The organism is Clostridium punense, assembly GCF_017874425.1.
In the GTDB taxonomy this organism is placed as follows: domain Bacteria; phylum Bacillota; class Clostridia; order Clostridiales; family Clostridiaceae; genus Clostridium_J; species Clostridium_J punense.
Genome location: NZ_JAGGLL010000007.1, coordinates 26,549 through 48,147, shown reverse-complemented (window position 1 = coordinate 48,147; position 21,599 = coordinate 26,549). Strand labels below are relative to the sequence as shown.

General features: G+C 31.3%; 16 protein-coding genes and 1 other annotated feature. Of the genes, 2 read left to right on the top strand and 14 right to left on the bottom strand.

What is annotated here, in order from left to right; genetic code table 11:
* Positions 1-48: 48 nt before the first annotated feature.
* Together J2Z44_RS05775 and J2Z44_RS05770 are read right to left on the bottom strand one after the other, a co-directional pair.
* Complete coding sequence (locus tag J2Z44_RS05775; protein ID WP_021281590.1) at positions 49-219, bottom strand: hypothetical protein; 171 nt, start codon at positions 217-219, stop codon at positions 49-51.
* Between the two features lie 323 nt (positions 220-542).
* On the bottom strand, positions 543-2,228 hold the full coding sequence (locus J2Z44_RS05770) for a glutamine--tRNA ligase/YqeY domain fusion protein (RefSeq protein WP_021281591.1): 1,686 nt from the start codon (positions 2,226-2,228) through the stop codon (positions 543-545).
* Positions 2,229-2,436: 208 nt separating this feature from the next.
* Positions 2,437-2,696 (bottom strand) — a binding site (T-box leader).
* A 498-nt stretch (positions 2,697-3,194) separates the two neighbouring features.
* Between J2Z44_RS05770 and J2Z44_RS05765 the strand changes: the two genes are divergently transcribed.
* Positions 3,195-3,476 carry a hypothetical protein gene (locus J2Z44_RS05765; protein ID WP_209649406.1) on the top strand — a complete coding sequence of 94 codons (282 nt, stop codon included), beginning with the start codon at positions 3,195-3,197 and terminating at the stop codon, positions 3,474-3,476.
* Positions 3,477-3,499: 23 nt separating this feature from the next.
* Positions 3,500-4,351, top strand: a complete 852-nt coding sequence (locus J2Z44_RS05760) for a GNAT family N-acetyltransferase (protein WP_021281594.1) — start codon at positions 3,500-3,502, stop codon at positions 4,349-4,351.
* A 75-nt stretch (positions 4,352-4,426) separates the two neighbouring features.
* On the opposite strand, the gene J2Z44_RS05755 is transcribed toward J2Z44_RS05760, so the two are convergent.
* From J2Z44_RS05755 to helD, 12 genes are all read right to left on the bottom strand, one after another.
* Positions 4,427-5,113, bottom strand: coding sequence for a P-II family nitrogen regulator (locus J2Z44_RS05755; RefSeq protein WP_342591451.1), 687 nt, complete (start codon positions 5,111-5,113; stop codon positions 4,427-4,429).
* Positions 5,103-6,593 carry a DUF1538 domain-containing protein gene (locus J2Z44_RS05750; RefSeq protein ID WP_021281596.1) on the bottom strand — a complete coding sequence of 497 codons (1,491 nt, stop codon included), beginning with the start codon at positions 6,591-6,593 and terminating at the stop codon, positions 5,103-5,105. Before J2Z44_RS05750 ends, J2Z44_RS05755 begins: the two co-directional genes overlap by 11 nt.
* A 1,107-nt stretch (positions 6,594-7,700) precedes the next feature.
* Positions 7,701-9,692, bottom strand: coding sequence for a methyl-accepting chemotaxis protein (locus J2Z44_RS05745; protein ID WP_209649405.1), 1,992 nt, complete (start codon positions 9,690-9,692; stop codon positions 7,701-7,703).
* A 300-nt stretch (positions 9,693-9,992) separates the two neighbouring features.
* Positions 9,993-12,098 carry a sensor histidine kinase gene (locus tag J2Z44_RS05740; protein ID WP_245353052.1) on the bottom strand — a complete coding sequence of 702 codons (2,106 nt, stop codon included), beginning with the start codon at positions 12,096-12,098 and terminating at the stop codon, positions 9,993-9,995.
* A complete protein-coding gene (locus J2Z44_RS05735) occupies positions 12,076-12,765 on the bottom strand; it encodes a response regulator transcription factor (protein WP_021281602.1) in 690 nt (229 codons plus the stop codon). Before J2Z44_RS05735 ends, J2Z44_RS05740 begins: the two co-directional genes overlap by 23 nt.
* 519 nt (positions 12,766-13,284) lie before the next feature.
* Positions 13,285-13,680 carry a hypothetical protein gene (locus tag J2Z44_RS05730; RefSeq protein WP_021281603.1) on the bottom strand — a complete coding sequence of 132 codons (396 nt, stop codon included), beginning with the start codon at positions 13,678-13,680 and terminating at the stop codon, positions 13,285-13,287.
* A 113-nt stretch (positions 13,681-13,793) separates the two neighbouring features.
* The gene (locus J2Z44_RS05725) at positions 13,794-14,402 is read right to left on the bottom strand and encodes an SOS response-associated peptidase (protein WP_021281604.1); all 609 of its coding nucleotides are present in this window, start codon (positions 14,400-14,402) and stop codon (positions 13,794-13,796) included.
* Between the two features lie 279 nt (positions 14,403-14,681).
* Entirely contained in the window at positions 14,682-15,410 is a 729-nt protein-coding gene (locus J2Z44_RS05720; protein ID WP_021281605.1) for a GntR family transcriptional regulator, read from the bottom strand.
* 179 nt (positions 15,411-15,589) lie between these two features.
* Entirely contained in the window at positions 15,590-16,375 is a 786-nt protein-coding gene (gene frlD / locus J2Z44_RS05715) for a fructoselysine 6-kinase (protein WP_021281606.1), read from the bottom strand.
* A 213-nt stretch (positions 16,376-16,588) separates the two neighbouring features.
* Complete coding sequence (locus J2Z44_RS05710) at positions 16,589-17,308, bottom strand: GntR family transcriptional regulator (RefSeq protein ID WP_021281607.1); 720 nt, start codon at positions 17,306-17,308, stop codon at positions 16,589-16,591.
* 395 nt (positions 17,309-17,703) lie between these two features.
* Positions 17,704-18,729 (bottom strand): fructoselysine 6-phosphate deglycase, encoded by a 1,026-nt coding sequence (frlB, locus tag J2Z44_RS05705; RefSeq protein ID WP_209649404.1) that lies wholly within the window; start codon positions 18,727-18,729, stop codon positions 17,704-17,706.
* A gap of 248 nt (positions 18,730-18,977) precedes the next feature.
* Entirely contained in the window at positions 18,978-21,263 is a 2,286-nt protein-coding gene (gene helD, locus J2Z44_RS05700; RefSeq protein WP_209649403.1) for an RNA polymerase recycling motor HelD, read from the bottom strand.
* Between the last annotated feature and the right edge of the window lie 336 nt (positions 21,264-21,599).

Below are 21,599 nucleotides of genomic sequence, written 5' to 3'. Positions count from 1 at the left end.
AAGTCTTTGACTAGGTTGCTTTCTTTGCTATTTGAATTTTATGTTTCTCTACTGATTGTTTAAATTGTACTTTTGGACTATGATACTCGAGGCTTCGCTTCCCATATTCTCTGCTAAGTTGCTTAGTCTATCTGCATTGTAAATAATAGTAGCAGCAATTAAGAAAAATACTAAGCATACCATAACTTTTGGAAACACTTCATCTATTTTACTCATCATACTCTATCCCCCTTACTCCTTGTATCATAGGTTTAGGAAAACCTGAGGAGTATTTTAAATTTCCATACCTATAATTATACGTGGTTAAAATAGGAAAGTTATTTCAAAAATATTAAATAAATCTTAAGAATTTCTTACAATTTAAGGATAGTCTTCTTTACTAGAACCTTATGATTATATCTATTAGAAGATTCTTAATAAAACCACCTAAAAGATTATAAACTAAGGCTCTTTCACCGTCCATAACTTTAACCCCTTATATTAATACGTTTATCTCCTATAAGGAATTGAGGAATAGAGTATTTGAATTTTATTTTATTCTATTATTGGGCTGTTTTATTTTTCCACGAATCTTTTAAAGAAACAATTCTATTAAAAACAAGATGTCCTTCAAAACTGTGTTTATTATCCACTGTGAAATACCCATGCCTAATAAATTGATATTTACTTTCCATTGGCGCTCCTTCTAAAAACTTCTCTACTAAGCAATTCTCTAGTACTATTAAAGAGTTCGGATTAATCTTTTTTTCCCAAGTTTTCGAAGCATCCTTTAATAGACTTTCTTCAGAAACTAACTTATCATAAAGATTAACTTGTGCTTTTAATACATTGTTTTCTGACAACCAATGGATGGTTCCTTTTACCTTTCTTCCTTCAAAGCCTGAACCACTTTTAGTTTGTGGGTCATATGTGCAATGAAGTTCTATGACTTCTCCTCCTTCATTTTTTATAACTTCATTACACTTTATAAAATAAGCTCCCTTTAAACGAACTTCCTTATGTGGAGCTAGCCTGTGAAATCCCTTTACTGGATCTTCCATAAAGTCATCTTTTTCAATATAAATCACCCTAGAAAAAGGAACTGCCCTAGTACCTAGGTCAGCATTCTCCATGTTATTTGCAATTTGGAGTAGCTCTTCTTTACCTTCTTCATAGTTAGTAATTATAACCTTAAGTGGATTTAAAATCGCCATAATTGATGGAACCTTTTCTTTAAGGTCAGTTCTTAAGCATTGATCAAGCATTGAAATATCTACAGTACTTTCGCTTTTTCCTACTCCAATTTCTCCTAAAAACCTCTTAATACTTTCAGGTGTGAACCCTCTTCTTCTAAGACCTTTCAAGGTTGGAAGTCTTGGGTCATCCCAGCCATCTACAAAGTCACCAAAAACTAATTCTCTAAGATATCTTTTACTTGTAACAACTCCTGTTAAATTAAGCCTACCAAACTCTCTTTGTCTTGGCGGTTCTTTAAAATCTAACTCCCTTAGGAACCAATCATATAGTGGTCTATGGTCCTTAAATTCCACTGAACAAAGAGAGTGAGTTACTCCCTCAATAGCATCTTGAAGAGGATGTGCAAAATCGTACATAGGATATATGCACCACTTATCTCCTGTTCTATAATGATTTGCATGATGAATTCTATATATTATTGGATCCCTAAAATTAATATTGGGAGAGCTCATATCTATCTTTGCTCTTAATACTTTAGAGGAAGAAGGAAATTCTCCCTTTCTCATTCTATAAAATAAATCTAGATTTTCCTCTATGCTGCGGTTTCTATAAGGGCTATCTACTCCACCCTGTGTTAATGTTCCTCTATAGGTTCTAATTTCCTCTGGTGATAAATCACATACATAAGCCTTTCCCTTTTTTATCAGGTCCACAGCTAGATTGAAGATTTCTTCTGAATAATCCGAACCGTAATAAATTCTATCTTCAGGATCATATCCAAGCCATTTCATATCTTCAATTATAGAATGAACATACTCCATGTCCTCCTTTAAAGGATTAGTGTCATCGAAACGAAGGTTAAAGAATCCTCCGTATTTTTTTGCTATGGTGTAACTTATATTTATAGCATACGCACTACCTATATGAAGATAACCATTGGGTTCTGGAGGAAATCTAGTTGTTATACTCCTAGTAAACACCTTTTCTTCTATATCTTCTTCAACAAATCTTTGAATAAAGTTTGACTCCATATTTAAATATTTCTCACACATATTAATACCTCCTGGTTTAGTAATAAAATTAAGCTGATTTTTCCTAGGTAATGAAACTAAAACCCTAATATGTTTATAACCTGGTAAACTTTTAAAACTCACGGAAAATATACATATTCTATAGGGTTCTTAGCTTCTCTAATTTAATAACCACTATTAAAGTCTATATTTTTGCAATAAAAAAACTCCCACCTCCAAGACATTTAGTCTTGGGGACGAGAGATATTGACTTCGTGGTACCACCCCAGTTTATTAATATGTTGCCATATTAACCTCTTCAGGTACTGCAAAATGTTAATACCCTAGCTCTGTAACGTGAGCAAACGCCATAGCCTCCCCTTTATTTTTAATAAAGCTTTGGTATGGAGCTCAGAGGCTTGTTTCAATATATACTTCTTTGCTCTTTTTCAGCTACCAGAGCTCTCTGTAAAAGTCCTATATATTTACTCTCCTCATCATTGCCATGAATCAAATTATAAAATCTATAATTTGAACTTTCTCCTAAACTATAGTAAGAAAATTCAAATCTACACTTAACTAAAACAATAACCTATGTCAATTGTTTTAAGATTTTAAGACACCAGTATCCTAAACTTTTCTTGAATGCTTATGAAATGCCCTAATTAGTGTTGTTATATTTCATTATATTATAACAGATTAAATAAGTTGTCAATAAATTCGTTTAATTTTATTTTTAAGAATTCTACCTCTTCTTTATTCTTTCTTAGCAAATGAAACTTATGAAACTTCTTTTATTTTCATATGATTAATTATGATAAAAATGTCCCTCTTAATAAAAGCTATTAATGCACTAAAATCGGGGTATAAGCAATAAATATGTGTTAATTTTGGTTTCATCTTGAAAGATTATTTAAGCTGCATAGAAAATCTCTTTACAAAAGTGTTCTATCTACTCCTTATCATCATAGATATATAGAAAAATCTTTTGTGCAAAGGAGAATAAAAATGATAAACTTTCCACTATATATGCCTGAAAAAAGAGAAGATGAAAAAATGTTTTTCTATCGCTTTATAAAAAATGAATTTAACGGTAAAAACTATATACTCTGTTTGGACATAATGCCTGCTGAAGATATTTTAGATATGCTGGGGTTTAATGCTTTTAAAACCTTTGAAACTGAAAAGGAACTACTAGAATTCTTTCAAATTATAAAAGAAGCAGAAGCCTCTATTGAAGGTATTATGCTTTTTAATGAAGATGGACAAAGATTTTTAAGTTTAAAGTAAGTCCTAGTAATGGAGGAGTTTTTATGATAAGAGAATTTAGACCAGAAGATAAGGATAACCTCATAGAGATATTAAATGAAGGCTTTGTTTTAGACCAAAGTGATATTGACTCCTTTTTTAAGGACAATAATAGAAAGTTGATGGTTTATGATGAAGGTGGAATATGGGGCTTTAGTTATTTAAAGAACACCAATAAGGAATCTAAGGAATATTGCATTCTAGTTTATGTACATCCTCACTGGAGGAGAAAAGGTATAGGTACCTCTCTTTATAATAACATTTATACCTCCATAAAAAAGCTAAACCCTAATTTATTAACCACTTATTTTACAGTTGATAAAAAAGACTTCCAAGGGTTTTATAGAAAACTTGGCTATAAAAGATGGTGGGGTTGTCATGAGGCCTATTATAAAGGGTTCTATCAACCAACAGTAGATTTAAACTTTGTGAATTATGATGACAAATTCTTTGATGAATATATAAAACTTATTCAACAGGGCTTTTATGAATTAAGAAAAGAAAATGATATTAAGCCTTATTTATGTGATTTTAGTCCTAAACATAGAGAATATCTAGAAGCAAATAAGAACAATATATTCTTATTATTTGATAAGGGAACCATTATAGCTACTGTTATGATATTAGATGGTTATCTAGATAATATTGTAGTAGCTCCAAAATACCAAGGAAAAGGCCTAGGTAGAAAAGTTACCCAATTTGCTATTAATAGAGCTTTAGAAAGAGTTTCCCCAGAAAACATTCACCTTACAGTATTAACTTGGAATAAAAAGGCTGTAGAGCTTTATAAAGATTTGGGCTTTGAGATAGTTCACACAGTAGATTTTTATAGACAGTTTTGTGATAAGAAATTTTAATCATACTTTATACTGTTATACTAAAGTATACTTATTAAAAAGAAAACTCGAGATATCTAATCTCGAGTTTTCTTTTTAATCACTATTTACCAATCCTGAAGTTCTATTTACATTCATAGAGAAGATTACTCCGTCTCTTGTACTATCCTCTTCTATAACTTCCTCTATGGCTGCAATAACAGCGTCAGTCTTAGCTTTTTCAATTAGTGTCATAACAATTTCCTTTTCAGGTTCTATATCCATAGAGAGAAATTTAGTACTTGCATGACTTCCTGATTCTCTTCCATGAATTACAGTACCACCTCTAGCCCCTGCTGAGGTAGTGGCGTCTACAATTGCTTCTGCTAACCCTCTGTCTACTATTGTGAAAATCACTTCATATTTCATGACATCCTTCATAACCTCTTTACCTCCTTCTTTAGGGACTTCATCACAGTCATATCTTTTTTCACTTATAACTTTATTACTTGGTAAAGAAAATACTATTCCATGATTTGGTTTATGGAGCTGAAACCTTTCTTCTAAAACTTGGTGCATTGTGTCTTCTACACTACTATCTGCAGCCATCAAGACAATTTCTTTTTTTATTTTATCTAAGCCTAGAAACTCTAAAATTTGATTTTTAGCTGTACCTTTACCAAGAAAAATTGACCCACCCAAAATTCCAACCTCTCTAGCTTCTCTCAAAACCTTACTTCCAATACCTAAGTTTACCACCGCAAAGAACATGGTATAACCTTTTTTAGTTATTTTAGCTTTCACTTATCTCAACTCCTTCCTTTGCAGCTTTTCTCTTATATAATAATCCTAGTATCTGTATAGCAATTAAAGGTGTCATTGCTACCATAGCAATAATACCAAAGGCATCAATTAATACGTTAGCTCCTTCAATGGCCTCTGCTGCTCCTTGTGCAAAGGCTAAAATAAAGGTAGCAGTCATAGGTCCAGATGCAACCCCGCCTGAATCAAAGGCAATACCTACAAATATTTTAGGTACATGGTAAGACATTACAATTGAAATTAAATATCCTGGCAATAAATACATCCATAATTGTATCCACGGAATCATAATTCTAATCATAGACAGTGCTACTGCAAAAGCGACTCCAATACTTAAGGTATATAATATAATTTTTTTCTTAATATGCCCACTAGTAACTGTTTCAATTTGCTCATTTAGAACATATACTGCTGGTTCTGCAAAAATTACAGTAAAACCAAGAATAAATCCAATTGGGATAAGAATCCAATTATGCTCTAAGGCACCAACTGCATATCCCGTAGCACTACCTGCTTCCATAAACCCAGCATTAACACCAGTTAAAAACAAAACCAAACCTAAAAATGTATAAACTAAACCTTTTAATATCTTTTTCATTTTTTTATTTGGTAATTTAAAAAATAGCGCTTGAAAAACACCGAATATTATGGTAATAGGAGCTAAGGCAATTGCCACCTCCATCATAGTTATAGGAATATGATGAACAAAGGGTGAAATTATACCTTCACTAACTGTACTATCATAAGCTAAATTTCCAGTACTTATTCCAACCTTAGATACTATACTCATAATTAATACAGAAATTATAGGGCCAGTAGAGGCAATTGCCACAAGGCCAAAGCTATCCTCCTCTGATTGTACTCCCCCTTTAATAGATGATACTCCAAGACCTAATGCCAAAATAAAAGGCACTGTCATTGCACCTGTAGTTGCCCCTGCGGCATCAAAGGATATAGCTAAAAACCCTGAAGAAGACAGTAGTGCTAATAGGAATATTATACCATATAATATAGTTAAAAGCTTCGCTAATGTAACATTTAATACAACTCTTAATAAGCCTACAACTAATAATATTCCTACTCCAGTAGAAACCACTAAGAGAATGCTAAATTTAGAGATGGCTCCAGAAGTTACTCCACTAATACTGGTAGCTAAAATTTGTAAATCTGGCTCTGCTATTGTTATGAGAAACCCAAGTATTAAACCAAATACCACCATAACCCATATTTTTTTACTTTTTGTAATATATGATCCCATAAGTGATCCTATAGGCTGAATACCAATATCAGCTCCAAATAAGAAAATTCCAAGTCCAATTATTATAAAGATTGCACCAATAATAAATCTCCATATTAGAAGCGGTTCAATGGGTGCTATAGTGAAATTAAGGATTAAAACAATGATTGTAATAGGTAAAACAGCTAAAGTTACTTCTTTGAATTTGCTAAATAGTATATTCAAATAATATCAGCTTCCTTTCCATATATAATTTATGTACTTTCCACATTGTAAATGTTTACATTACCTTAGGAAATCTATTGCTATTGTTCCTGCTATGGAACAAACCACTTAGTACTCCTATAAAATAATGAACAATTTCATTTTATTTAATATTTTTCAAGTAGCTTTAAAATAAACAAAGGAACCTTGTTACATCACAACAACTTACATAGGATTAGTAATTGTCACTTGAAGAATATGTCAGACCCCAAGACTCGAAAATCTGGTAAAATTTTTTACTTGTGTGGTGGTACAATATACTGTAAATTTATTAATTTTCTACCTAACAAGGCGAAAATTATTTACTTTTCATAAGTTGATGAGTTCTAATGGATATCATGTACTTTTGAAACAATTTTAAAAGTAAAAGTCATCATTAATTTGGATTTCTATTAACTTAGCCAGTGATTAAGTTGTCCCTTCTGGCGTAGAAAATGATATTTTAAACATAAAAATTAATTTTAGAAGATAATGTTACCCGCAAGTGGCTCCAGAGTTATCCTTCTAAAGTATGATTTAAGACAAATGTAATTTAGATATAAACAATATACAATTAAATTAAAATAGATAATATTTTAGAATTTTGAAGTTATTAAACAAAGTTTATAAAATAGCTTTCATCAATTATAAATTTTATCAAGGATTAAAAACACTTAAAAAATACTAAATTAATTTACTATAGCTATTTAATGTGATTTACTTCATTTAATCATAGTCTTTCTTTGTTTATGTCCTATTATCATATTAACATATTTTAAGATATCCATCAAGAAAAAATATTTAATATTCAAAATTTGTTTAATTATCTACATTATACTTAACTTGGTAATCATAATTTTTAATAAAGTGATGAAAATAAAATTCTCCTTACCTTTAAAATATATAGGTTTTTATATATTAATACTTATATAGACGTGCTTTTATTGAGAAAACTGAATTATTGTTAAATTATATCTTTGTCTGGAAGTTTCTAGTGTTAGTTGTTTAAATATGGCATTAAAAACAAAATGTTAAAATTTCTATAAAACAAAAAATCCGCACTGGTTAAATGCGGATTGCTTACAAATATTAAACCTTAAATTTAATGATTAAATCTTTCAATTCAGTAGCAATATTATAAAGCTGCTGTGCAGTTTCTGAAATTGTAACCATATTAGCTGACTGTTGTTCTACCGCTGCTGAAATCTCTTCACTAGTAGCAGCTGATTGCTCCGAAACCGCTGAAATCCCATCTATAGTTCTAATCACATTATCCTTGTCTTTAGACATGCTCACTATATCTATAGCTAAAGCATCAATTTTTCCGATTATATTTTCAACTGATCTATCTATACTTCTAAAGGCTTCACCTGTAATCTTACTCATTGCACTTGTATTTCCAATTACTTGTTTTGCAATAATCATTTCTGCCTTTGTATCTTCAATTATCTTTTTAAACTCTTTAATGATATTATCTATTTCAACTGTTGAAGTAGCGGTATCTGCAGCTAATTTTTTAATTTCATTTGCAACTACACTAAAACCTCTTCCAGCTTCTCCTGCTCTAGCTGATTCAATGGCTGCATTTAATGAAAGCATATTTATTTGTGAAGTTATTGATTTAATAGTTTCTGTTATCAGGCTAATTTTTTCAGACTTTTCATCAAGTATAAAGACTTTTTCACCTACTCTAGCTGCTACAGCTTCATTCTCTACTACCACTCCCTGCAATTTATTAACCACTTCAATTCCTCTATCTTTTGCAATCTTACTTACATCTATAAAACCTTTCATCTCTGAGGAAGCATTGTTAATATCCTCTATCTTGTTTGAAAGAGCTTCTAGCCGCTCTGCTCCAACTTGGGTATTTCTAGCTAGCTCACCAGAGCCGTGAGCCATTTCGTCCATAGCCCTCGTTACAGCCTCAATAGAGCCTGTAGTTTCCCCTAAAGTAGAAGATAAGCCTTTTGTGCTTTCTTCTATAGTAAAAGAGGTTTGCTGAATTTTTTCAATTAATTCTCGCATAGTTTTTCTTGTGACTCTCAAAGCTCTTGCCATAATTCCTATTTCATCCTTGTGTTTGTAAACCTCATTGAAAGAGTCATCCTCAGCCAAATCTAAATTCTCTGTCTTAATTAAAAGGTCTGTAACTCTTTTTATTGGTTTTACAAAGGTGTTACCTAAAATTACTGAAAGTATAGCAACTATAGCTGACGTAACTCCAATTAAATCTATAATAACTTTTGTAGTAGTGTTAACACCTTGAAGTATTTCAGAAGCTTTCCCTGTAACCACTAGCTGCCAATTAGCAGCTGGTATTAAGTGATAATATCCTAGTCTTTTCGTATTATCAGCTGCTAAATACTCAATATCACCCTCATGATTAGTAAAAATGGTTTCTTTAAATAACTTTACATTATCTGGGTTAACCTCTTCATGTTTTTTTCCTATATATTCTTTTGTTGGATGAGTTAAAAATACTGTGGTTTCTTTATTTATTAAATATCCATAGCCTGTTTGTCCAATTTTTATCTCCGAAACAGCCTTAAGCAAAGCATCAGCATTACCTACAATCATAAAAGTCCCTTTAAATTCACCTTTATCATTATTTAAAGGTTTCACAAAGGATATGACTTGATTCCCTGTAGATTTGCTGGTAATTATATCACTAACTATAACCTCCTGTTGCTTTTGAGCTTTTTTAAAATATTCCCTGTCAGAAATATTAATATCTTGCATTTCACTACTAATTGACTTCCCTTCACTGTCAGTTAATACTACGGTTTCAATATCTGGGTATTGTAACTTAATGGTTTTAAGCGCTTCTATGGCAGCACTTCTATCTAAACTACCTATATTTGGATGACTTTTATATATTGTATCCACTAATATTAACTTTTGATCTATCCATTGGTTTATTAATTCTGCATTACCTTTTGAAATATCTCTTAAATGCGCTGAGATTTCTCTATTTTGATCTTTAGTATAACTAGTAAGCTGATAAGCATTTGTAATTAGTAACGGTACTAAGGAAAGTATCAATACAAAAACTAACAGCTTAACTTTAATACTTTTAAACACTTACATATTCACCCCTTTAGTTTTTATGTAAGCAAACCTAGTAAATATTATAAGTTCCTAGTAGCTACACTCTATTTATTAATATAGTTATCACTGAAATTCACATCATTGCCTATTAATATTATATGTAAGTGTTAAATACTTGTCCCTAAACACTAAGTAAAATATCAATAGGGATTGCCTAATATTAGCAATCCCCATAAGAATTAAACTTATTTTGTATAATTCTATTTTTATCTGAGATCTATATATTTTTAAAGCTTTCATTGTCCTAATCTATAGATTAGGCAGTGTAGTAATTTACTTTGCCTTTGGGAAGGTAATGTTTAACTTAAATAAATCACCATCTACGTGTATTTCTAAGTTACCTCCCTGAAGTAAGGTTAAACTCTTAGCAATTGAAAGCCCTAGACCTGAACCTTCAGTATTTCTTGCTTTGTCCCCTCTTGTGAAACGTTCTGTAATTTCCTCTGGAGTAAAATTCATTTCATAAGCCGAGATATTTTTAAAAGTAAAACTTACGTCCTTTTCATTTTCCTTAACGGAAATATAAACCCTTGAATTATCCATGGAATATTTTAAGATGTTAGTCATAATATTTTCAAAGATTCTATAGGTTCTTCTTCCATCTAAGTTACATAAAACTTTATGGTCAGGGGCTGTTATTTTCATTTGAAGAGAGCTATTATTTATTTTCTCCTCTAATTCTCCTAAGGTTTGCCTAAACAGTGCCACTACGTCCAATTTATCCAGCTGCAAATCAAGATTGCCGCTAGTTGCCTTGCTAGCCTCAAATAAATCTTCAATAAGGATTTTTAATCTCTTAGATTTTCTGTCTAGAATATCTATATACTCTTTTCTGGTTTCCTCAGTAATGTCTTCCCCTCTTAATAAATCCACATAAGTAATTATAGACGTTAATGGAGTTTTTAGATCATGGGATACGTTTGAAATTAGCTCAGTTTTCATTTTTTCACTGGTAATTTTCTTATCAATAGCTAGCTTAAAACCATTTTTAATGTTATTAAGATTTGAAGCAATAGGATTTAACAATCCTATGTTTTCCTCTACCACCACATCAAAGTTTCCTTGTGCTAATTCTTTACTTCCCTCGTTCAAGGCTTTAATCCTATTTATACTGTTTTGTAAGTATCTAAATAGAAAAACAGTGTAAATTATTGCTAGGATTACTCCAAAGAAGGAAGTTGCTGCAATAATCCATAGCACAAACAGGTTAATTATAAGAATCAAAATAAGCTTTCCATCTTCTTTTTCGTTTATATTTAATGAAAATATCCTTTTAAATAAATTTCTAAATTTTTTTAAAATATACAGTGCTATTGAACCAAAGATGCTGTTCTTTATAAAGCCCTTAATAAAACCCTCATGATAAATATATTTAATATAAACAATGGTTAAATATATTAATAGGTATACTAAAAAAGTTATTGGCAGTCCAATAAGATAAAAATAAGCATTACCACTATATATAATGTTTACTAAATCTAAAGCTCCATTAACATCATAATACTGCCCCATAGCACTTACACTTACAACAAATAAACCTCCAAAAGCAAACCAAAGTAGTGCTTTAAACTCCATATACATTTTGTTATAAAAGTTACATAAATTAACCTGCTTTTGATAATAGTATGGGATTGCAAGAGCTACAATCATTAAAATTATGGAACTTACAGCACCAATACATATAATTAATAAAAGACTTGGCTCTAAACTAAATTGCTTCATATTGTAAGTAAAATGATCATTATAACTTGCAAAGTTATTTGGAATTATATAAATAGCCTCCAAGTTTGCAATATTATTACCCTTATTGTTAATTAACCCCAAGTTGTTTAAAAACATACTTTTATTAAACTCCACATTAGATGAAGTTTCCACACTAGGACTTCCAGTATTATCTGTTTTTAAATAAATATAGAATATACTATCAGCCTTTAACTTAGCTAAGTTTTCCTCTGAAAAATTTGATATGTTGGTTTTAACCTCTGGATTATCTTTGCTCTTTATAGAATATTTAATACTTTGAACTGCATCAAACCTTTGATCATGCCACATTGCAGCCTCAGGTCTTTCCATATAATTTGTAAATTCTCCTAGAAAACTAGCGAAGTTATGGCTTTCTAAATAAGCCTTTGTATTGTCACCATGCATCAAAAAAGTATTTTTAATAGGTTCATAGCTAAGTACTGAAATTATAGTTAAAAGCAGTACAAAGACTAAAGTACCAAAATTGGTTTTAAAAAACCTTACCTTTCCTTTTTTTTCATCGTAAGCTTTTTCTATAGTTTGGAACACTCTTTTATTCTCTTTGTCCTCAGTAGTATCTTTTTGAAAAACTTCTGTGTCTTGGCTTTCCTTGTTATTTTTCAAATTTGTATCCAATGCCCCACACCACCTTTAAGTATTTTGGTTCCTTAGGGTTAATTTCAATCTTCTCCCTAATTCTCCTTATATGAACTGTAACTGTATCTGCGCTATAAGCTGGCTCCTGCCAAACTCTTTCGTAAATCTCTTCTATAGAAAATACTCTATTGGCATTACTCATAAGCAAATGAAGAATTTTATATTCCAAAGGAGTTATTTTTACAGGATTTCCATCTACTAGTATCTCTTTATTATTATCATTAAGCTCAATACCACCTATTTTTATTGTGTCTTCCTTTTGTGCTACAGCAGAAGTTGTGTAACTAGTATACCTTCTAAGATTTGAATTTACTCTAGCCAGTAACTCTAGTGGATTAAAAGGTTTTGTAACGTAATCATCTGCCCCTATGTTAAGCCCCCATATTTTGTCCATATCCTCTGACTTTGCAGAAAGAATTATAATAGGTACATTACTATTTTCTCTTATTCTCATAATTGCTCCTATACCATCTAGCTTTGGCATCATCACATCCATAAGTACTAAATGAATTTCTTCCTTTTTAAAAATTTCTAAAGCCTCTTCTCCGTTGTAAGCCTTAAGAACATTATAGTTTTGGTTTTTTAAATAAATTTCAATGGCATCGTTTATCTCTTTCTCATCTTCAGCAACAAGAATATTATACATAATAACTCACTCCTAAACCCTAATAAATTATTTTCTTAATAACTAAAATTCCTTCTAAATCTATGATAAACCAAAGTATAATTTTAGATGTTTTGTAAATTCACCCTGGTTTTCTTTTAACCTTAATAATTAATAAACATATTTTAAACCCTTACTTTAGAAGAAATGCTTATCTGTTAACTAAAGCTAGTAATCTAATTGTACTTCAAAAGCGGTTTAAATTTATTCATTGTTTTCTTAACTTAAAACTCTATAATTATAATAACATAGAGTTTCTAAGATTTAAGTATTATATTTATTAAGAATTTCTTACAATAGAAAAAATTAAAGCTTAGAAAATAATAAATTCTCTAAGCTTTTATCTAAAATTTATATATATATAACTTTATTTCTTCATTGTTAAAAGATCCTATCTAGGTTCATGTATAAATTAAAGTATAACCTATTTTTATACCTTATTTAATTAAACACATATATTTCTTACATACAAATTCTTATTAAAGAAACACCTAGAACTCATTAATCTAAACTTTTTGCTCTACTTATTAGAAATCCTATTGCAGAAAACATTAAATTTCTAACTTCTACAGAGGCTGCTCCAAGTTGATTTGTTCCTGTAAAGTGAGCTATAGTTAAGGCTAATAAGCAAATGATAGCAACACTACTTGCTGTTACTGTTTGTATATATCTATTATTTATATTAGAGTTTTCAGTAAGCTGTGCTCCAAAAATAAATCCAAAAATACTGGACATAACAGACCGTATTGCCACAGCATTAGGGCTACTTTGATCTGCAAAATAAAAAATAGAAATTGCAGTCTCTAAAAGACAAAATATTCCTATTAAAATTAAAACTTTTGTTGCTAAATTAATAGACTTAAAATAATCGGACACTTTTTTCATCATAGCTTTCATATCAATGCACCTCAGTACATTATATGAAAAGCTACGCCATATTGAAACTCTCCTATTATTGTTGTTTTATGATATTAATTAGTCTTAATTCATGGCTCTTTAAATTTCATATTTTAAAAAAGGGAGAGTTGTGTGACCTCACTAAGAGATTCAATAAAAAGTTTATTTTTACTATAAGGTTCTAATATTTCCTTGATACGTTGTTTTTTTGTCCAGGGATTCAAAAATTCTTCTTCTAAAGCCTTCTCAACTATAAGGGGCATTCTATGATGAAGGGGCTTCATTTCTTCATTGGCTTCAGTAGTTAAAATAAGAAATCTCTCTTCTAGGGTTCCATCTTTCATTATGCACTTCTTAACTATACCACCAAGAGAAAATATAGAAGTTCCTTGAATACTTATAGAATGCTTACTTCCTTCCTTCCACTCATAAAAACTATTTACTGGCACTAAACATCTGCTTTGCTCCATAGCCTGCGCAAACATTGGCCTTTCAAAAATAGTCTCACATCTTCCATTAATCATAAGCTTATCTTTTGCTGGAAATCCCCAGGATAAAGCCTTTAACTCCTTATTATGTAACACCATAGACATATCTGAAGGAAAAACTTCTCCCTTTTTATAATTGTAGTTTTGCTGCCTTTTTTCTTCAACTTCCTTAACTATATTGTAATACTCCTTTAAATCCTCTATAGAGGTATTTAATAAGAATCTTCCGCACATAAAATCACCTGCCTTATACTTTATTATATCCTAAAATTTAAGTGCCACCCACAGATTAACTAGAAAGCTTTTAAGATTGCGTCACATGCTGTTGGTGGCACTATCTTAACTGGTACATTTTGTAGACTATGACTAGCAAGATTCTGGTTAGTTGTTTAAGTATTCCCACTTTCACATAGGGCAGTATTCAAGCTTCTACTTTTACATAATTATAGTTATCTTGCATTGCTAGTGTTCTGTAAAATTCTATTTAGTTCTTTATTCACAAAAGTGAACACTTTACTTACTAAAGTGAACTGTAAAATTACACTTATCTCCACGGGTATAATTCCTAGCAAACTCAATTACCCTATTATTTTCATCATAACTGGTACACTCAAATAGCATTACAGATAAATCTCCCTCAATGCCAAGCATTCGTGCATCCCTTTGCTCTAACTCAGTCAAATCTAAAGTCTCATAAGCCTTTGATATCTTAACCCCATAAAAATCATATATGTCATAGATAGAAAAAACACCTAAATCAATGTCCTGAAGCTTCGGCAAGATATACCTTGGAATGAATATTTCTTCTAAAGCAATGGTTTCCTTATCTGCGTAACACATACGTTTAATATAATAAATCTCATCTCCTGATTCGATACCAAAGACTGCAGCGTACTTATCTCCAGCTTCTCTTATAATTTTAGTAAGGATTTTTGTATGAGGCTCTGTATTTTTCTTTTTCATAGTTTGAGTGAAGCCTTCTAAGGTTTCTAAATCTCTTTCCACCTTGTTTCCTACTACATAAACACCCTTACCCTGAACTCTTTTTAAAATTCCTTCCTTAACTAAGGCATCAATACCACTTCGTACCGTCATCCGGTTTATTCCATAGGTTTCTGCCAGTTGATTTTCAGAAGGAATAGCCATACCTGGAAGGAACTCACCTTCTTGAATTTTACTACGAATAACTTCTCTAAGCTGTAAATAAATTGGCGATTCATAATTAACTTCTTCCTTATTCAAAGTACCCCTCCCATTAAAATCTCATAAATCTCCTTAAATCTATAACTTCAAAGGAAGACTTAAGTCTAAGCTATCATATCATCAAAAAAACTTTGTTTTATTAGATCAATATTCCTTGACAAATTCACTACATCTTAAAAGCTTGATAAACCTGAAGTTTCCAAACCAGCACAAATAGCTTACCAGGCTCCATGATATTGTAAAGTAATGGCTGCGTTTTCTGCTCCCATCTCCATGCATTTCTTTAACTTTTCTCCTTGGAGAATACCTTTTAAAAAGCCTGCTATATAAGAATCTCCTGCTCCCATGGTATCCACAACCTCACAAGGCACTATTCCACTAGTGATAAATTCCTTTCCATCATAGCATATACTGCCCTTATCCCCAAGAGTTACAATTACCACTCTTGGCCCTCTTGACTGCAGCTTTTTCATTGTTCCCCTAAGGTCTTCATTGTCCCCTTCATCATGGGCAAAGAACCCATAATCCACATAAGGAATTGCCTTTTCAACAATAGGATGAGATAGTTTTGTGGCAAAATCAAAAGCTACTAATGAACCTTTTTCTTTAATCCTATAAAGGTCACCTTCTATCATACCCCAAATTCCTGTAACCACCATATCATGGGAACATAAAAATTCAATATCCTCCTGTGAAAGCTTAAACTGGGATAAAACCCCCTGATCATATTCCCCAAATACTCGATCTCCGCCAACAAGATCTACCTCAGTAACTGCAGTTTTCCCTGGCAATACTTTTACATGGGAGGTATCTACTCCTTTTTTATTCAAAGCTTCGATGATTAGTTTTCCATTATCATCATTTCCAACTACCCCAGTATAGGAGGCCTTCCCACCTAGCCTTGTAAAATAAACTCCAACATTTACTGGGTTTCCTCCTGGAAAACCTTTATTAAAGCATCTATAATAATCTATACAATTATCTCCAACAGTTGCAAGTCTCATAAAATCTCCCCTCTCCTTTTAGACCTCTGAAAATAAATAGCAAGTCAAAGCGTTAAAGGATATCTTGAATTCCTAATTAAGCTTATGTTCACATGCAAGCTTGTGCCGACACGGAAATAGCTTCCTTAAATAGTAGAGCTATCTAAAGGTTCTGTTGATCAAGTATAAAGCAAAATTGACAATCATACTCACTTATTTATTTTTTGAGACCTCTTAGATTAATACACTTGAAAATTTCATTTTATCTGCTCTTACAATGGATTTAAAATATTCCACTGGTTCATTAGCTCCATCATAAACTACCCCTGTAACGTAGAAAAGAGCTCTTCCTGGTTCAATATTTAAAAGCTGGGCTTCATAATCTGTAGCATAGGTTATACCAATGGTCTCTTCACCTTTTACAACTTCTACTCCATAACTTTCTTTAAGAACAGCATATAAAGATTCCTTAGAAAAATCATGACTATTTAAATTAGAAAATCTATCATAATTCATAAAGGAAGTCTCAATAGTAAAGGGTTCCTCATCTATAAAACGAAGACGAGACATTACATATACTTTCTTTCCTAAGGGTAAATGAAGACTTTTCGTTGTTTCCTTATTACTCTCTATGACTCTAAAATCCAGCACTTCACTAGTAAGAGTTTTATCATTATTTATAACTTCTTCTGATAAAGATCTTAAGTTTTGAAGATTCCTTACAATTTTAGGCTCAGCAACATATGTGCCAGACCCCTTCTTTTGATATAGTTTTCCTTCAATGATAAGCCTTTGAATAGCAAAACGAAGAGTAGTTCTATTAAAACCCCACATTTCACAGAAATCCCTTTCAGAAGGGAGTTTATCATAAGGCTTTAGCTTATTTTTATGAATATAATATTCTAATTTTTCAATAGCTTCATCTCGAGAACGATTTTTATATTGATCCTCCATAAATTCCTACCTCTTACCATATATATATTTGTGCTCTATAAACAAGCAAACTACTTATGATATTAAAAAATATTCAGGGATTTAAACTCATGAGTGAAATTTATTTTTTAGCCTCCTCGGGGGTTTTTTTATAAACCAACATTCTTAAATTAACACTATAATGTTGAAGTTGCTTTTGTATACCTCAAGCTCTCCCATATCTAAATCCATCATATCACATTTGAAATAATTGACAATATACCTCTATCCTTTAAATCACAATGAATAATAAAATTTCCTTATGAAAACCCATCTAAAATAGTGTACCCACCTTCAAATAGCTTGTACTTTTAAGGTGGGTAAACATATATATAATCAATTATTTAGGGAGGTTATAGTATACCTTTGCAAGTAAGTTAATACTTCATTAAGCCCCCATAATAGCGTCTGTCATCTGGATTGTGATCCTTACTAATTGATAAATAATAGTAAAAATACTCTAAGGGTACAAATAATACCATAGGTGAAAGCATTGGATGTAAGTCACAATTTAACTCTGCATAATCAAAAACTATGTAGTCATCAGTAAGCTGCTTAACAAAATTAATAGTTCTTTCTGTAGTATGTCTTGATTCATCTGTTCCAAGCATAAATACATAAGGCACGCCTTTTTCTACCACTTCAAGAGGTCCATGTCTAAACTCTGCTGCATTAAGCATAGATCCATGAGTCCAAGTAAATTCTAGCATGGTGATAATTCCCTCTTTATAAGCTAGTGGACGAAGAGGACCTGCTGCTACTGTATAAATAAATGGCCACTTACTTGCCTTCATTCCTAACTCTTTAGATTTTTCCTCAGCTGATACCACTAGGTCAGCTAAAACCTCTGGTAGTTTTTTCATATCTTGTAGAATCTTTGTTACCTCTGGATTTTCTTTTATAGCATTTATATATCTGCAAGCAATATAGTAGGTAGAAATTAAATGAATTTCCCAAATACACTCAGCCCCATAGCCAATTACGTATTCTGCTGCTTCAGATAATGGTGTGTTTTTAGAGTCACGAGTAATTCCTACAGTTAAAGCGCCTTTTTCTCTAGCATGATTTATAGCTTCGTAAACTTCTTCAGTTTTTCCATAATGAGAAACTCCAACAACTAAAGTTCTTTCATCCAGCTTAGCTGGCAAGTGGTCTAAAAAATCAAAGCCGCTGTATGCTTCACAGGAAATCTCTGAGTATTTTTCAAATAACATTTTTGTAGTTTGACAAGCACAAAGTGGTGAGCCACAAGCCACAAAATAAACACGGTCTATCTTTCTTTCCACCATCTTATCAACGATGACATCAATTTTAGGAAAGTGATTTTTCATTAAATCTCTAACCTCAGTAACCATATTTTCAGTTACTAAAAAGTCAACGGTACTCTTATCAATATTTAACATATCCCCTCAACCTCTTCTCAAAGTTATTTATACATGTTCATTATATTTTTGAACCACTTTTAGTATATCACCACTTAGAATATTGTGTCAATTAATAATAATTCAACTTTTCTCATAATAGTCATTTTTTCTTAGAAATCAGTGTTATAATTCTTTTATAGACAGTTTTGTGATAAAGAATTTTAAGATATAAAAAGATGCTTAATTAAAAGCATCTTTTTATTATACCTATTGAAATCTTAAATATTTTAGAAGGACTTGGAACTGGTATATAATCTTGGGTCTATGTCCTGAATAAATCTTGATGGCTTATTAACAAAGTGAATATGAAGCATATGAAGAGCTCTTGTACAAATTGTGTAAAATAGCTTTCTTTCTCCCTCTTCCTTATAATCTCCTTCATCTCCATCAACAATAATAACCCCATCAAACTCTAGTCCCTTTGCTAAATAAGAAGGCGTAACGGTTACCCCTGAATTAAATTCTGAATCATCCTTTTGAAGTAAAAATATTTCCTCTTCATTATTTCTAACCTTCATTAGGTGTTTATAAACCTTGGAAGCCTTTGAAGCAGTTCTACAGATTATTCCTATAGACTCCATGCCAGCAGCTCTTAGTTCGTCAATATCTTTAATTACAGCTTCCATTTTTCCTTCTTCATTTAGGGATTGAACCACCTTAGGCTTTTCACCTTGTCTATAGGTGTTTTCAAAGTCGTAAGTTTTTAAAACTTCTCTTGTGAAATTAGAAATTTCTGTAGTACAACGATAGCTTTTTGTAAGGTTCATAATTGAAGACTTCTTATCCCCAAAAATATCTGCTATTATATTATAATCTAAGGTATTCACATTAGGATTAATGGACTGATTTATATCTCCTAAGATGGTAAAGCCAGCTTTAGGGAACAATTTCTTTATGATTAAATACTGGAAAGGTGAATAATCTTGAGCTTCATCTATGATTACATATTTTATATTATTCATAGCTCTTTCACAACCAAGGGCATAATTTATATAAAGCAGCGGAGTAATATCCTCATACTTTATAATGCCACTTTGAAGAAAATTAAAGGACTGAGTTAGGATTTCCTTAATGTTTGAAGGCAAATCTAAACCCTCAGCTAAGCTTAAAAACAGCTTGTGATTGCTTAAAAGATTCTTGTAGCTTCGTAGCGGATTTATAGAAAGGGTACGTCTAATATAACCTTTTAAATCCTGCAATTCATTTTTAAGCTTTACTCTGCTCATAGCCTGAACATCATCATAAAAATCATCACTTTCACTAAGTTCCTCTTCAATTTGCTTAAGTCTTTCCTTCTCTACAGGTTTAATGCGCTGTTCTATATCTTGAATGATTTCCTTAAATCTGTGATCCATTGGCCATTTACTATAAGTAGTATAGAAAAGAGACTTGATTTCCTCTCCCTTTATAATTAGGAACCCTTTAAAGGTAATATCAGTAAACTTTACCCCATCTCTTTCTATATAATCCACGTATCTTTTTATAATTTCTGCAAATAGAACTGAGGTTTTAAAGGTTATATTATCTTTTCTTAAATAATATTCCCTATTTCTTTTAGCAGAAAGTATATATTCCATTTGTTCATTAGAGTCTTCAATTCTTAAATTTCCACTTAGAGAATTTCGAACATACTCCATAAAGGTAGTTTGATAAACATTATTTTCTCCTAGTTCTGGAAGAACCCCTGAAATATAATCATTAAATATTTCATTTGGAGAGAAAATCACCACATTTTCGGAGGTCACATTCTTATTTGCATACTTATAAAGAATATATGCAACCCTGTGAAGAGCTATGGATGTTTTCCCACTTCCCGCTGGCCCTTGAACAATAAGCACAGAGTTATCCTCATCACGGATTATTTTGTTTTGCTCTTTTTGGATGGAAGTTATTATGGTCTTCATCTTTTCATCGCTGCTTTTACTTAAGGTCTTTTGAAGAATATCATCATCAATTTTAAGACTGCTGTTAAACACATAATCAAGGTGTCCCTTAGAAATTCCAAACTGTCTCCTCAAAGTGACTTCCCCACTTATTGTACCTTCTGGACATCTATACGAAGCCTTTCCTTCTTCATTATCATAAAATAAGCTACATACTGGAGCTCTCCAATCATATATAAGCATTTCATAATCATCATCAATTAAAGTTCCAACACCAATGTAAATATTATCTTCAGAGCTTTCTCCCTGCTCTAAAAAATCAACTCTACCAAAGTAAGGTGAGGATAACAGTTTTTTAAGTTTTTTAATTGCTACATTTTTTGTATCCTGCCTTAGTTGTTCACGTTTTACAGCATGAACATTTTGGGTAATATCGACTATAGTATTTAAATCAGACATGCTCTCAGGTACTATAGGCTGTGTTTCCCAGAAACTTTTTTTAATTTCCTTAGCTTCATTTATAGCTCTTTCTATATCGTCCTCAGCCTTTGACAGTTGCTCTTTAATAGTATCAATAGTTTTCTTTAATCGCTTTTCTTCATAGCTTCTTTCTTCAACGGAAATACTCATAAAAACCTCCATAATAACTTAATTTTAAATGAAACCTTATAAATTATAACCTCCTTGAAACGAATTACATATATAAATTAAAATAGTAACTAAACTTTTTAGTAGGAATTTTTATATAAAATAATTTATGTGTGTTTTAAATCTTAGTCTATTTACAATTAATCCTTCAATTAACTACAATGCTTAAAAAGTCTTAGTAGTTGTCTTCATTGAAGTTTATGTTTATTAGTTTTCAAAAAAGCCATTAAGAAACCTAGTTAGATTACATATATTGTAATGGTTGACTTTGGCTCACTATAACATAATATAAGAAAAGTTACTAAACTGTAAGACTGT

Coding starts and splice junctions, on each gene's coding strand:
- J2Z44_RS05760 (WP_021281594.1), top strand. CDS start 3,500: ATGATAAGAGAATTTAGACCAGAAGATAAGGATAACCTCATAGAGATA.
- J2Z44_RS05775 (WP_021281590.1), bottom strand. CDS start 219: ATGATGAGTAAAATAGATGAAGTGTTTCCAAAAGTTATGGTATGCTTA.
- J2Z44_RS05710 (WP_021281607.1), bottom strand. CDS start 17,308: ATGGAGGATCAATATAAAAATCGTTCTCGAGATGAAGCTATTGAAAAA.
- J2Z44_RS05735 (WP_021281602.1), bottom strand. CDS start 12,765: ATGTATAATATTCTTGTTGCTGAAGATGAGAAAGAGATAAACGATGCC.
- J2Z44_RS05770 (WP_021281591.1), bottom strand. CDS start 2,228: ATGTGTGAGAAATATTTAAATATGGAGTCAAACTTTATTCAAAGATTT.
- helD (WP_209649403.1), bottom strand. CDS start 21,263: ATGAGTATTTCCGTTGAAGAAAGAAGCTATGAAGAAAAGCGATTAAAG.
- frlB (WP_209649404.1), bottom strand. CDS start 18,729: ATGTTAAATATTGATAAGAGTACCGTTGACTTTTTAGTAACTGAAAAT.
- J2Z44_RS05765 (WP_209649406.1), top strand. CDS start 3,195: ATGATAAACTTTCCACTATATATGCCTGAAAAAAGAGAAGATGAAAAA.
- frlD (WP_021281606.1), bottom strand. CDS start 16,375: ATGAGACTTGCAACTGTTGGAGATAATTGTATAGATTATTATAGATGC.
- J2Z44_RS05730 (WP_021281603.1), bottom strand. CDS start 13,680: ATGAAAGCTATGATGAAAAAAGTGTCCGATTATTTTAAGTCTATTAAT.
- J2Z44_RS05725 (WP_021281604.1), bottom strand. CDS start 14,402: ATGTGCGGAAGATTCTTATTAAATACCTCTATAGAGGATTTAAAGGAG.